The organism is Streptomyces sp. NPDC110618, assembly GCF_055657065.1.
This window is the reverse complement of the sequence record NZ_JBVKBN010000003.1, coordinates 367,993-381,117: the sequence shown is the minus strand read 5'-3', so window position 1 is coordinate 381,117 and position 13,125 is coordinate 367,993. Positions and strand designations below refer to the sequence as shown.

General features: G+C 73.9%; 9 protein-coding genes. 3 read left to right on the top strand and 6 right to left on the bottom strand.

Going from position 1 to position 13,125, the window contains the following annotated elements; all coding sequences use genetic code 11:
* Window positions 1–2 precede the first annotated feature (2 nt).
* The 4 genes from ACZ7L7_RS08290 to ACZ7L7_RS08275 all read right to left on the bottom strand — a co-directional run bounded on the left by ACZ7L7_RS08290 (window position 3) and on the right by ACZ7L7_RS08275 (window position 8,219).
* Window positions 3–1,163, bottom strand: coding sequence for an ATP-binding protein (locus tag ACZ7L7_RS08290; RefSeq protein ID WP_285512355.1), 1,161 nt, complete (start codon window positions 1,161–1,163; stop codon window positions 3–5).
* Between the two features lie 50 nt (window positions 1,164–1,213).
* Complete coding sequence (locus ACZ7L7_RS08285) at window positions 1,214–6,169, bottom strand: hypothetical protein (RefSeq protein ID WP_472075319.1); 4,956 nt, start codon at window positions 6,167–6,169, stop codon at window positions 1,214–1,216.
* Window positions 6,166–7,020 carry a DUF4132 domain-containing protein gene (locus ACZ7L7_RS08280; protein ID WP_285512353.1) on the bottom strand — a complete coding sequence of 285 codons (855 nt, stop codon included), beginning with the start codon at window positions 7,018–7,020 and terminating at the stop codon, window positions 6,166–6,168. The genes ACZ7L7_RS08285 and ACZ7L7_RS08280 overlap by 4 nt, the downstream gene beginning before the upstream one ends.
* Before the next feature lie 98 nt (window positions 7,021–7,118).
* The gene (locus ACZ7L7_RS08275; protein WP_285512352.1) at window positions 7,119–8,219 is read right to left on the bottom strand and encodes a CapA family protein; all 1,101 of its coding nucleotides are present in this window, start codon (window positions 8,217–8,219) and stop codon (window positions 7,119–7,121) included.
* 194 nt (window positions 8,220–8,413) lie between these two features.
* On the opposite strand from ACZ7L7_RS08275, the gene ACZ7L7_RS08270 reads away from it, so the two are divergent.
* Genes ACZ7L7_RS08270 through ACZ7L7_RS08260 form a run of 3 tightly spaced genes read left to right on the top strand, consistent with a single transcriptional unit; the run spans window position 8,414 to window position 11,281 of the window.
* Window positions 8,414–9,076 (top strand): dienelactone hydrolase family protein, encoded by a 663-nt coding sequence (locus ACZ7L7_RS08270; protein WP_472075369.1) that lies wholly within the window; start codon window positions 8,414–8,416, stop codon window positions 9,074–9,076.
* A 28-nt stretch (window positions 9,077–9,104) separates the two neighbouring features.
* Window positions 9,105–10,826, top strand: a complete 1,722-nt coding sequence (polX, locus tag ACZ7L7_RS08265; RefSeq protein WP_453603790.1) for a DNA polymerase/3'-5' exonuclease PolX — start codon at window positions 9,105–9,107, stop codon at window positions 10,824–10,826.
* Between the two features lie 29 nt (window positions 10,827–10,855).
* Window positions 10,856–11,281, top strand: coding sequence for a CBS domain-containing protein (locus ACZ7L7_RS08260; RefSeq protein ID WP_471591860.1), 426 nt, complete (start codon window positions 10,856–10,858; stop codon window positions 11,279–11,281).
* Here ACZ7L7_RS08260 and ACZ7L7_RS08255 read toward each other — a convergent pair whose 3' ends face one another.
* Together ACZ7L7_RS08255 and modB are read right to left on the bottom strand one after the other, a co-directional pair.
* On the bottom strand, window positions 11,282–12,319 hold the full coding sequence (locus tag ACZ7L7_RS08255) for an ABC transporter ATP-binding protein (protein ID WP_285512349.1): 1,038 nt from the start codon (window positions 12,317–12,319) through the stop codon (window positions 11,282–11,284). It lies immediately after the preceding gene.
* Window positions 12,316–13,113 carry a molybdate ABC transporter permease subunit gene (modB, locus tag ACZ7L7_RS08250; RefSeq protein WP_285512450.1) on the bottom strand — a complete coding sequence of 266 codons (798 nt, stop codon included), beginning with the start codon at window positions 13,111–13,113 and terminating at the stop codon, window positions 12,316–12,318. Before modB ends, ACZ7L7_RS08255 begins: the two co-directional genes overlap by 4 nt.
* Window positions 13,114–13,125 lie beyond the last annotated feature (12 nt).

The following is a 13,125-nucleotide window of genomic DNA, read 5'->3' as shown; positions in this document are numbered from 1 at the left end:
CGTCAGCCCTCCAGCACCGTGCGCAGGTCCCACAGGGCGCGCCAGGTCGCCGAGCCCTGCTCGGCGCGACGCCGGACCGGGCCGTCCCAGTAGCCGCGCAGCCGGGCCGCGTCGGCCGGGTCGTCCTTGCGGACCACGCCGAGCAGATGGCCGGGGAGCAGCCCGAGCACATCGTGGTCGCCCGGGAAGTACGCGGTGGCCAGGCCCAGGGCGCCCGCCACGGACACCGCCTCCGCCGTGCTCATCACGGTCGACGGCCGCTCCACCTCCCAGCCCTCCGCCGACCGGCCCTCGCGCAGGTCCCGGAACGCGGTCACCAGGGCCTCCAGCACCGCGTCGTCGACCTTGAAGGCGGCGCCGGCCCGTTCCACCGAGGCGCGGGCCTGGCTGCGCACCAGCGCGGTCTCGGCGTCGAGGTCCGTGATCGGGCCGACCGTCTCGAAGTTGAAGCGGCGCTTGAGCGCGGCGGACATCTCCGAGACGCCCTTGTCGCGCAGGTTGGCGGTGGCGATGAGGTTGAAGCCGGGCGCCGCGTGCGCCAACGACTCCTCACCGCCCGCCAGTTCCGGAATCGCGATCCGCCGCTCGGACAGCAGCGAGACCAGCGAGTCCTGCACCTCGGGCAGACAGCGGGTGACCTCCTCGACCCGGGCGATGGCGCCGCGGCTCATGGCGGTCAGCACCGGCGACGGCACCAGGGCCTGCCGGCTCGGGCCCTGGGCCAGCAACAGGGCGTAGTTCCAGCCGTACTTGAGCTGGTCCTCGGTGGTGCCCGCGGTGCCCTGCACGACCAGGCCGCTGGTGCCGCACACCGCCGCCGACAGCAGCTCCGACAGCATCGACTTGGCGGTGCCGGGCTCACCGACCAGCAGCAGACCGCGCTCACCGGCCAGGGTGACGACGCACCGCTCGACCAGCGCGCGGTCGCCGACGAACTTCGCCGACACCTCCAGCCGCCGCGGCACCCCCTCCGGGGCCTCGGCGGAGTCGGGCAGCTTCAGCGCCTGCCCGCCGCTGCCCATCACGAACGTGACGACGGCGCGCGGCGTGAGCTTCCAGGCGGGCGGGCGGGGGCCGTCGTCGTAGGCGGCGAGGAAGGCCAGTTCGGTGGCGTACAGATCCTCCGGCGGGACGATCTGGCGGGCCGGGGCGGCGGTGGTCATGGGCTGCGGTTCTTCCGGTCGGTCGGACGGGGCGGAGGCAGGGGCGGTCGTCATCGGCGGCGGCTCTTCCGGGTGGGCCGCGTGACGAGTTCCTCGTAGGCGGGGGCTTCGCCGTCCTGTACGCGCTTCCAGGCGCGGGCGAACAGTTCGGGCAGGGGCAGGTGCGGTACGGCGCGCGCGTTGCCGGGGACCGGGTACAGGCCCTCCTTCCACGCCTCGATCGGCAGCGCGGAGCCCTTCAGATCGCGCCACGGGCCGGGCAGGAACAGGGTGCGCCCGGCGCGGGCCCGCTTGGCCTCGACGACCAGGTCGGTCGCCGCCAGCTCGGCGCGGGCCTTCTTCAGCCGCGCGGGCTTCCAGCCGGTCCAGCGGGCGCAGTTGCGGTCCGTCGGGTCGGGCAGCGCCAGCAACTGCAGGTACAGCGCCGCCGCGTCCTCGCTCAGCCCCCGGGCCGCGGCGACCTCGGTCACCAGGTCCGGCACGCTGAACGTCGGGTCCTGGGCGTAACCGGCGGGCCCCTCGGAGTCGAGGCCGGCCGTCACCAGCCGGGTGAGGTCGTCGGCGAGCAGTGCCCGCAGCCCCGCGACTCCGCCGCCGAGCGGGCCCGCCAGCCCTTCCAGGAGCCCGAAGACCGGGTCGTCCGGGCCGGTGAGCCCGGCCGTGCGGATCACGGGCGTCTCCCGGTCGGGGTGCGCGGGCCGCAGGACCAGCGCCTCGCTCAGCCGGACCAGGCCGAGTTCGTCGCCGCCGCCGGACTCCGGGAGGCCGTACACCTTGCGCAGCTCCGGGGCGGTCGGGCGGCCCTTCTCGGTCCATTCGGCGCCGACCGGGAGCAGCAGTCGCGGGTCGGCGATCCGGCGGCGCAGCGCGGCCAGCCCTTCCGGCAGCGCGGCCCGCAACGCGTGCCCGTACGGCAGCGCGTAGGCGAGGGCGGCCAGCGCGTCGACCGCGCTGGACAGGTGGTGTCCGCCGGGCTCGGCCTTGGGGTCCTGCGCGACCAGGTTGCCGTCCTTGTCGTGGCGCAGGGACGAGGTGCCGCTGACCCACCGGGTGCGGCCGGGGTTCAGGACCGCGTCGGCGGAGTGGACGGGCAGCCCCGCCAGGTCGCCCAGGATGTCCTCGGGGATCCGTACGACCGAGCCGAACCGCTCGGCCCACACCCGGCCCGCGGCCGCCACGTCCGGGCCGGTGGACCACAGGTCGGCGGGGTCGGCGGGCAGCAGCGCCGAGAGCAGTTCGTTGCGTTCCCGCGCCTCGACCGAGCCCAGCATGCCGTGCGCCTGGTCGAGCTGGCGCGGCTTCAGGCCCAGCAGCTCCAGTGCCCGATCGCGGACCTGCGGCAGCGCGGCCAGCAGCACGCCCGCCTGCAGCGGGCCGAGCCCGCCGCCGGTCGCGGCGGCGAGGGCCCCGACCGCCTCCGGCCGCCAGGATGCGGCGCCCTTGTCCCGGATCAGCCGGGCCACGGCGGCGAGTCCGTCGTCCGGGAACGCCCGCCGGAACCGCTTCTCGCGCTCCAGCGTGAAGTGGGCGACGGCGCCGAACGCGCCGGACGGATCGTGGTCCAGGGCGAGCCAGTTGACCCGGTTCTTGGAGGGGTCGACGTTCTGGCAGCCGAGGATGACGACCGTGCGGCCGTCCTTGCGCAGGACCTGGCCGGCCCGCTCCTGTTTGTCGTGCGGTTCGCCCAGGAGGACCTCGCGCAGGTTCTCCCCCGAGGCGAGCGGCCCTTCGGCGATCGCGTCGAACAGCAGGAGCAGCGCCTCCCGGTGCTGGTCGGGCACGGCGGGCAGGGCTGCCCGGTAGGCCAGCGGCCGGACCGCGTCGAGCAGAGCCGGCCAGTTCGCCCCGATGCGCGGGACGGTGAACCCGTCGCTGATCCAGCCGTCACCGACGGACGCCTTGTGCTTGGCGGTCAGCGGCGGGCCCTCGGCGGGGAGACCGGAGAGCACGTGGTTCACCGCGCGGATCTGCCGCAGTGCGGTCCACTGGTTCTTGCCGCCCCAGCCGCCCCACATCCTGGTCACGCCGCTCGCCGCGTCGAGGAGGGTGTGGTCGTCGCCGTGCCGGGGGCGGTAGTCGGCGAACATCTCCTCCACCTGCTTCTTCCGGGGCGCCGACTGCTGCACCGGGGCCGCCACGAGGGCGGTGGCCTGCTCGACGAGGTGCTGCGCCGTGCGGACGAGCACGGTGACGCCCACGAGCAGCCGCTCGTCGGTCACTTCGGGCAGGGCCGCACGGACGGCCTTCAGCACGAACCGCGCGGTGTGGGGAATCTTGGCGCGCGCCTCCAAGGACTTGTTGGCGGCGACCTGCGCCTGGTACTCGGCCACCGCGGCGGCGCCGGCGCTCAGCAGCTCGGCGGCGCGCTCGTCGCTCAGGGCGCGCAGGGCCGCCGAGCCCTTCTCGTCGCGGGGCCGCAGCGCGTGCCAGTACGCCACCGGGGGCATGTACGGCTTGTCCGCGCTGAACTCGCCGTGCTGCTCGCCCTCGGTGACGCGGTCGAGCAGACCGCCCTTGGAGGTGTCGTCGGCGGCGAACAGGGCGAGGTTGCCGCCTACCCGCGCGACCACGGGCCCGGCTCCGCCGGGCAGCCGCAGCGCGCCGAGCGGAACGCCCTCGGCGCGCAGGGTGACCGTACGGCCGTCCGGCGTGCCCGCGGACATCAGCCGCTCGTCGCCTTCCGTCGAGGTACGCACCCAGCGGCCCACGACCGCCCCGTCGGTGCCGAACGGGGTGTGCTCCAGGCCCGGCTGGAGCGGCAGAACCTCGCACTGGTGCTGGTCCAGCGTGGCGCCCTCGGCGATACCGGACCGCAGGAACGCGGGCAGCGAGGCCCGGCCGTGGGTGCCGGTCGCCGGGTCGTACTCCAGCCAGATCTGCCTGCGGCCCTCCCGGCCCTGGCGCCACAGTGTGGTGCCGTCGCCGATCACCGGGCGGCTCGCGGGCAGGACGGTGTCGCCCGCGTGCAGCGTGCGGCCGCCGGTGGCCCGGCCGCCGGAGGACAGCGGGATCGACGGCCAGCCGGGATCACGGCTGTAGCTGCCGCCGAGTTGCTCCCCGCCCAGGGTGAACACCTCGGACGGCCGGGACGACCAGTAGCCGTACTGCTTTCCGTCCTTCTGCCAGATCACCAGCAACTCGCCGTCGGTGTAACGGAAGTTCGGGCGGGTCCAGTAGTCCAGCTCCACCGGGACACGCAGCTCGTGCTCCAGCAGCACGCCCTCCGGGCCGACGACGACCGCCTTCTTCCCCCGGGCCAGGATCAGCGCGGGCCACGCCTCGGCGACGAGCAGCTCATTGCGCTTGCCCTTGGGGAGGGTCTCGGGGTCGAGCAGCGCGAACGCCTCGTCCAGGGCGGGCCAGCCCAGTTCGTCGACGATGCCCGCGCGCAGGGTGCGGCCCAGCAGCGGCGCCAGCTCATGGGCGGCGACCCGTGCCACGGCGTCGGCGTTGACCTCGGCGGCGACCGAGCGGAAGGAGCTCAGGCGGTTCAGGGCCGCGCGCGCTCCGGGCAGCCCGGTCGCGCGGGTGAACTCGTCGGCCCGGTCGGCGATCCACTCCCGCATCACCTCGCTCACCACCGGATGCGCGGCGGCCGACGTCAGCGACCCCGCGGACGAGCCGTTCCCGCCGAGCCGGCCCACCTCCTCGTACAGCAGGCGCCGCAGCCGCGGGTCGGCGGCCGTGGCCACCAGATCTCTGCGCCCGGCACGGCCCTTGCCCAGCCAGTCGTCGAGAGCCAGATGGACGCGGGTGCCCGGCGCGGGCACCGTCAGCGGAACACCCTCGGCCGCGCACAGGTCGAGCAGGTCCAGATCGGCGCCGGCGTACCAACGGCCGACGAACAGGTCGACCGGCCGTCCGTCCGCGCGCAGCCGCGGTGCCATCCGCTCCACCAGCGCGAGTGTGGCGGGGGAGCGTTTGGCGGAAGCGGTGCCGTGCTTGCGGTACGTGGCCCACCGGCCCAGCCAGTCCGCCGCGTCCACCGGACCCTCGTCCTCGCCGGTCAGCAGCCGGTCCGCGCCGGTCTCCGCCAGTAGCTCCAGCCAGAACTCGTCGTCCTCGACGGAGCGTCCGAGCCCGGACGGCATGATCTCCAGCAGCCGGACACGGGTCTCCGGACGCTCCTTCGCGAGCACGGCCAGGGTGGCGCGGTAGGTGTTCCAGAAGGACGCGGGCGCGCGCACCGCCGCCGGGGAGGCGATGAGGTCCGCGACCAGCGCGCACTCCTCCGTCACCCGGTCAAGACCGGCGGCCTTGATCAGACTGCGGGCGTCCTGCGGCAGCGAGGCGTACGGCGGCATGCCCGCCGCGCACCGCTCCACCGTCAACTGCCGGTACTGCGCCCACGCTTCGCCCGGGTCGAGCCGCTGGGACAGGGCCTTCACGTGCTCCTTGAGGGCCTTCACGGTCAGCGCCCCGGCGAAGGCGAACTCCAGGAACACCGCGCGCTGCCGGTCCTCGTCCACGGTCAGCGCGTGCACCCGCTCGGCCTCGCGCGCCTTGCCGAAGAAGGCCGCCGCGTACGTCGTGTTCTCGTGCTGCAGGAAGACCCGCGCGGCCTGCTCGTAGAACGTCGGCAGGAAGTGCGGGACGGCCCGGCCGAGCCGCTCGCCCAGCTCCTCGAAGCCGTCCTTGGCCGTGCCGGGGCGGGACTTGGCCTGCCGGGCGAGCCGTTCGACGTCCTTGACCAGGGCGAGCGCGTGGTGGCCGTTGGCCGGGTCGTGGACCAGCGCCCAGGCGGGGAAACCGAGCGTCTCCTTGCGCACCTGCCCGACCTCGGGCGCCTCCGCGTCACGGGTCAGCCCCAGGAACTCCAGGGCGAGGTCCTCCGCCTCGCCGAGGGTGCCCGGCACCAGCCGGACGACCGGCCGCTCGTCCAGGGCGGGGTGGGTGTAGGTGCGGACGGTGAGGGTGTCCGCGTCCTCGCGGCTCGTGGTGCGCGGCGGCAGGACGGCGCCCGCCTCCAGCAGCGCGGCCGCGGTCGTCTCGTCGTAGGTGGTCACGCGGCCTTCTCCTCGTCCTCGATGTCGCGTCCCGCGTACAGCGCGGCCGCCATGCGCATGCCCTCCGACCAGGACACCGGCCCGACCTGACCCGGCCTCAGCAGCTTCCCGGAGCCGTCCGTCCAGGTCAGCGGGCCGGTCTCGGTCTCCATGTAGGTCTCGTAGTCGCCGATCCAGACGCGGGCCTCGATCGCGCGGCCGTCCTCGCGCAGCGCGCACACGGCGTCGCCGCCGCGCACCCGGTAGCCGAGCTGGGTGGCCCGGCCGGCCAGGAACCGCAGTTCCTTGAAGACGCCGCCCGCGTACTCGTCCACGGAGGTGGCGTCCGCGCCGAGGTTCGCCGGGCGGTGCCACACCTCGCGGAACAGCTGCTGGGCGCGCTGCTCGACGCCGAGTTCGACGGCGAACTCCCGCAGCTCCTCCAGGTCCTCCAGCAGCACCGGGTGCGGGATGCGCACCAGGTCGGGGCTGATGCGCACGGTGTCGCCGTCGAGGTCGACGAGACCGAGTCCGCGCTCGGTGTCGGCGTCCCGCAGGAACCCGGCGACCTCGCCGTCCGGCCCGGTCACCACCAGGTCGCGCAGCGCCGCCTGCCAGGCCGGGTCCGGCCACACCCGGGCGATCACCGCGAGCGGCACCGGAAGGGAGCGCACCATCCAGCGCTCCACGTCGGTCAGGCACTGCCGTTCGTGCCGCTGGAGCCACTCGGCGAGCTGACGCAGCCCCACCACCGCGGGATCGTCGGCGAGTTTGGCCGGCACCGATTTCAGCCGCCGCCCGGCCGCGTTGCGGCACACGACCTTCCCCGCGTCCAGCGCGACCTCGTAGTCGCCCGCGCTCACCCACCCCACAGGTGCCTCCCCGTCACTTCGTCGATCAAGTGAGCGGAACTCTAGGGGAGACCACTGACAACGCCGTGCCGGGGTACCTGACCTGCCCGGACGCTGCCTCAACTCGCCGTGAGCACACCGCCGTCGGCCACCTCGACCCGCACCCCCGCACTGATCCGCCCGAGCGTCTCCCGCAGCCACTGCGTGTCCGCCGCCCCGGCCCGCTCCAGCCGCATCCGCCGGGCCCGCAACGGCACCATCCGCAGCCTCGCCAGCCGCCCGCTGTCCGCCGCCACGGACACCAGGAACATCAGCCGCAACTCCGCCCGGTACTCCTCGAATCCGCCGATGCCCTCGTAGTCGTCGACGAAGTCGCCGCAGCCGTACAGGATCAGCCGGTCGCGGTACACCTCCACCGGGCGCGGATGGTGCGAGGAGTGCCCGTGGACCACGTCGACCCCGCCGTCCACCAGGGCGTGCGCGAACGCGACGTGGGACCGGGGCACTCGGTACCCCCAGTTGGAGCCCCAGTGCACCGACACGACCACGAGGTCACCAGGCCGCCGGAACCGCTCCAGGCGCTCCAGTACGGCGGTGGCCGCGTCCGGCGTCGCCGCGGGCAGGTACGCCACGCCCGCCCGGCCCGCCGTCGCCGCCCACGAGTCGGGCACACCGCTGGAGCGCAGGGCCAGCGCCCACACCACCACCCGGCCGCCACCGCCGAGCGGGACCACGGCCGGTGCGTACGCCTCGTCCGCGTCCCGCCCGGCGCCCGCCGTGCGCAGCCCCGCGCGGGAGAGCACGGTGAGGGTCTCGGCCAGCCCGAGCGGGCCGAAGTCCAGGACATGGTTGTTGGCGAGGACGCAGACATCGGGGCGGGCCACGGTCAGAGCGGGCAGGTTGGCCGGGTGCATCCGGTAGTGGATCTCCTTGCCCGGCGCGAAGGAGCCGTCGGCGGTGACCGAGGTCTCCAGGTTCACGATCCGCACGTCAGGGGCGCTCGCGGCGAGCACGGGCAGTGCTTCGCCCCACGGCCAGGAGGGCGGCACGGGCGCCGGAATCGGACCGTTCGCGGCCTCCGCGAGACGGACGTAGGTGCGGGCGTCCGTCACGTACGGCTCGCGCAGGGCCGGGTCGCCGGGGTGCGCGAGGATCTGGTCGACGCCGCGCCCGAGCATCACATCGCCGCACAGGAACAGCGTCACGACACCGCCGCCCATGACTCCACGGTAGGCCGCGTGAGGCGCGCTACCGGTCGGCCTCTGTCTCAGGGAATCGGCCGCTGCCGGGAACCGCACCGACCGTGGGAACAGCCGCTGCCGGAGACCGCACCGATCGTGGAAACGGCCGATGCCGGGGATCGTGGAAGCAGGACACCGAATAGCGGCGGAAGCATGGGAAGCAGGCGATGGCGATGATCTCCCGAGCGGTCGTCGTGCCCGCGGGCCGGGACGTCGAACTGGCCGGTGAACTGGTTCTGCCCTCCCGGGCCCGGGCCGTCGTGCTGTTCGCGCACGGCAGCGGCAGCTCCCGGCACAGCCCCCGCAACCGGAAGGTCGCCCAGGCCCTGCACGGCGTCGGCCTCGGCACCCTGCTGATGGACCTGCTCAGCGAGGAGGAGGCACGCGAGGACGAGATCACGCGCGCGTACCGCTTCGACATCCCGCTGCTCGGCGGGCGGCTGGTGGCGGCGATCGACTGGCTGGCGGAGCGGGAGGAGACCCGGAACCTGCTGGTGGCGCTGTTCGGCGCCAGTACCGGGGCCGCCGCCGCGCTGGTGGCCGCCGCCGAGCGCCCCGCGCGCGTGCTGACCGTCGTCTCCCGCGGCGGGCGTCCCGACCTGGCCGAGGGTGCCCTGGAGGCCGTACACGCGCCCGTGCTGCTGATCGTCGGCGGGCGGGACCTGGAGGTGATGCGGCTCAACGAGGACGCGGCCCGGCGGCTGCGGGTGCCCTGCACGGTGCATGTCGTGTCCGGGGCGACCCATCTGTTCGAGGAGCCCGGCGCGCTGGAGACCGTCGCCGACGCCGCCCGCCAGTGGTGCGCCGACCACGTACGGGCCGCAGCGGGGGACTGAGACCGCCCCGCGTGCCTACCCTGAACATGTGGCCCGTGCCAACGACGAGGTCGCCGCGCTCTTCCAGGAGTACGCGGACCTGATCTCGATCACCGGAGGAGACGCGTTCAGGGCACGCGTCTACGAGAAGGCCGCCCGCGCGATCGGCGGCCACCACGCCGATGTCTCCACCCTCGACCTCAAGGGCCTCCAGGAGATCCCCGGTGTCGGGAAGTCGACCGCCGAGAAGATCGTCGAGTACCTGGGCACCGGCCGGGTCGCGGCGGTGGAGAAACTGCGCGCGAAGATCCCGGCCGGGGTGCGGCGGCTGACCGCCATCCCCTCCCTCGGGCCCAGGAAGGCCCTGGTGCTCTACCAGGAGCTGGGCATCTCCTCGGTCGACGAACTCGCCGACGCCATCCACGAGCAGAAGCTGCGCGACCTGAAGGGCTTCGGACCGCGCACCGAGGAGAAACTCCTGCACGGCATCGACCTGCTGCGCTCCGCCGGCGACCGGGTCCTCATCGACGTCGCCGCCGACCTCGCCGAGTCCGTCGTCGGCGCGCTGTCCGAGGTGAGCGGGGTGCAGCGGTGCGCCTACGCGGGTTCGCTGCGCCGGGGCCGGGAGACCATCGGCGACATCGACGTCCTGGTCGCCGCCCGCACGCCCGGACCCGTCATGAAGGCGTTCACCGAACTGCCGTACGTCACCGAGGTCATCGCCCACGGCGACAAGAAGACCTCCGTGCGCACCGACCGCGGACTCAACGTCGACCTGCGTGTCGTGCCGAAGGACTCCTGGGGCGCGGCCCTGCTGTACTTCACCGGCTCCAAGGCGCACAACATCAAGATCCGGGAACGGGCCGTCCACCAGAAACTGAAGCTCTCCGAGTACGGCCTCTTCGACACCGAGACCGGCGAGAAGATCGTCTCCCGCACCGAGGAGGACGTGTACGCCAGGCTCGGGCTGCCCTGGATCGCGCCACCGCTGCGCGAGGACCGCGGGGAGATCGAGGCGGGCCTGGAGGGCACCCTGCCCGAGCTGGTCACCGAGGCGGACCTGCGCGGCGACCTGCACACCCACACCGACCTCACCGACGGACTCGCCTCCCTGGAGGACATGGTCGCCGCGGCCGCCGGGCGCGGCTACGCCTACTACGCGATCACCGACCACGCCCCCGACCTCGCCATGCAGCGCATGACCAAGGAGCGGATGCTCGCCCAGCGCGCGCAGGTACGGGAACTCAGGCCCCCGCACGGCATGCGGCTCCTGCACGGCGTGGAGCTGAACATCGGCCCCGAGGGCGGCGTCGACTGGCCGGACGACTTCCTCGCCGACTTCGACCTGTGCGTGGCCTCGATCCACTCCCACTTCGACCAGGGCCGGGACGCGCTGACCCGGCGCCTGGTGCGGGCCTGCGAGAACCCGTGCGTCCACATCATCGGCCACCCCACCACCCGCCTGATCGGCAGACGGGCCGCCGTCGACGCCGACCTCGACGAGGTCTTCGCCGCCTGCGCCCGCACCGGCACCGCCCTGGAGATCAACGCCCACCCCGACCGGCTCGACCTCAACGACGAGCACATCCTGCGCGCCAAGCGGCACGGTGTGCGCTTCGCCATCGACAGCGACGCCCACGCCGTACCCCACCTCGCCCATATGCGCTACGGCGTGGCCACGGCCCAGCGCGGCTGGTTGACCAAGGACGACGTGATCAACACCTGGACCCTGACCCGGCTCGGGCGCTTCCTGCGCAAGGGGCGCACGTAGCCGGACCGACCCGGACAGGAGATGCCCCCATGACCCATCGGATACGCGACGTGATGTCGCCCGGAGCGGTGGCCGTCGAACCGATGACCACGCTGGAGAAGGCGGCCCGCGTGATGAACGAGCACAACGTCGGAGACGTGCTCGTGGCCTACGACTGCGACCTCTTCGGCGTGCTCACCGACCGCGACAACGTGGTCCGGGCCGTCGCCGAGGGCGTCGACCCGCACACCACGGCCGTCGGCTCGGTGTGCAGCAAACCTCCGGTGGTCACGGTGAGCCCGGAGGACACCACCGACCACGCGGCGGAGCTGATGCGCCAGTACGCGGTGCGCCGGCTGCCGGTCGTGGAACGCGGCGGCTGCCCCGTCGGCATGGTCAGCCTCGGCGACCTCGCCGTCACCGAGGAGCCGCACACCGCGCTCGCCGACATCAGCAGGGCCGACCCGACCCACTGATCACGCCGGGTAGGCGTGCGTCTCGGCCGCCTTCACCGTCGCCCACACCGTGGCGCCCGGGTGCAGCTCCAGTTCGGCCGCGGCGACGGTGGTGAGGTCGGCGGCGAGCGCCAGCTCACCGGTCAGGTCGGCGCGGATCTGGTCGCCGTGACTCTCCAGGCCCGCCACCTCGCAGCGCCAGAGGTTGCGGGCGCTGGAACCGGTCGGCCGGTCCCGGTGCAGGGTGACGGCGCTGGGCGGGAAGGCGACGAACACCGGGCCGTGGAGATCTTCCGTGGTGACCACCGTGGCCCCTGGGACACGGACGGTGTGCCCCTCGGCCTCGCCCCGGTACAGGTTCAGGCCCACCAGCTGGGCGATGTAGTCCGTACGCGGATGCCGGGCGATGTGCGACGGCGCGCCCTCCTGCACCACCCGCCCGTGCTCGACGACGACCAGCCGGTCGGCCAGCACCATCGCGTCCAGCGGGTCATGGGTGACGAGCACGGCCACCGCCTCGAACGCGGCGAGGTGCCGCCGCAGCGCGGCCCGCACCTCCAGCCGGGTCCGGGCGTCCAGGGCGGCCAGGGGCTCGTCGAGCAGGAGCAGCCGGGGGTTCACGGCCAGGGCACGGGCCAGCGCCACCCGCTGCGCCTGCCCGCCGGAGAGCCTGCGCGGCTTGGCCTGGGCGTGGTCGGCGAGCCCCATACGGTCCAGCCACTCGGCGGCACGCGCCCGGGACTCGGCTTTGGACGCGCCCTGGCAGCGCGGCCCGAAGGCCACGTTGTCGAGCGCCGTGAGATGCGGGAAGAGCAGGTAGTCCTGGAACACCACCCCGACCGGGCGGTGCTCGGGCGGCGTACGGTCCAACTCCCTTCCGTCCAGCCGCAGATGGCCGTCGCTGAGCGGGGTCAGCCCGGCCAGGGCGCGCAGCGCGGTGGACTTGCCGGCGCCGTTCGGGCCGAGCAGCGCGACCACCTCGCCCGGTGCGACGGTCAGCGCCACGTCGAGGCGGAACTCCCCGCGGTCCACCACGAGATGGGCATCGAGTCCGGTCATGAGGCGGTCATCCATCGGTCACGCAGCCCGGCCAGGACCGCGACGGACACGGCGAGCAGCACGAGGCTGAGGGCGATGGCCGCCTCAGGGTCGCTCTGCAGGGCGAGGTAGACGGCGAGCGGCATGGTCTGGGTACGTCCGGGAAAGTTGCCCGCGAAGGTGATCGTGGCCCCGAACTCCCCGAGCGCCCGCGCCCACGCGAGCACGGCCCCGGCCGCGACACCCGGCGCGATCAGCGGCAGCGTGACCCGGCGGAACGCGGTGAACCGGGAGGCGCCCAGGGTGGCCGCGGCCTCCTCGAAGCGCGGATCGGCCGCCCGCAGGGTGCCCTCGACGCTGATCACCAGGAACGGCATCGCCACGAACGCCTCCGCGACCACGACTCCCGCAGTGGTGAAGGGCAGCGTGATCCCGAACCAGGAGTCCAGCCACTGCCCGACGATGCCGTTGCGGCCGAGCGCCATGAGCAGGGCGACACCGCCGACCACCGGCGGCAGGACGAGCGGCAGGGTGACCAGGGCCCGTACGAGACCCCGCCCGGGGAACTCGACCCGGGCCAGCAGCCAGGCCAGCGGTACCCCCACGACCAGGCTCACCGCCGTCGCCGCCGTGGCGCACACCAGGGACAGCCGCAGGGCATCCCACACCTCGGCGCTGGTCAGCAGCTCGGGCATGCTCCGCCACGGGGCCCGTACGAGCAGGGCGACCAGCGGGACGACCAGGAACGCCAGGCCCAGCAGCGCGGGGACCAGCAGGGGAACGGGCGCGCCCGAGCGAGGACGCCGGGGCTGCATCTTGTCGGTGCG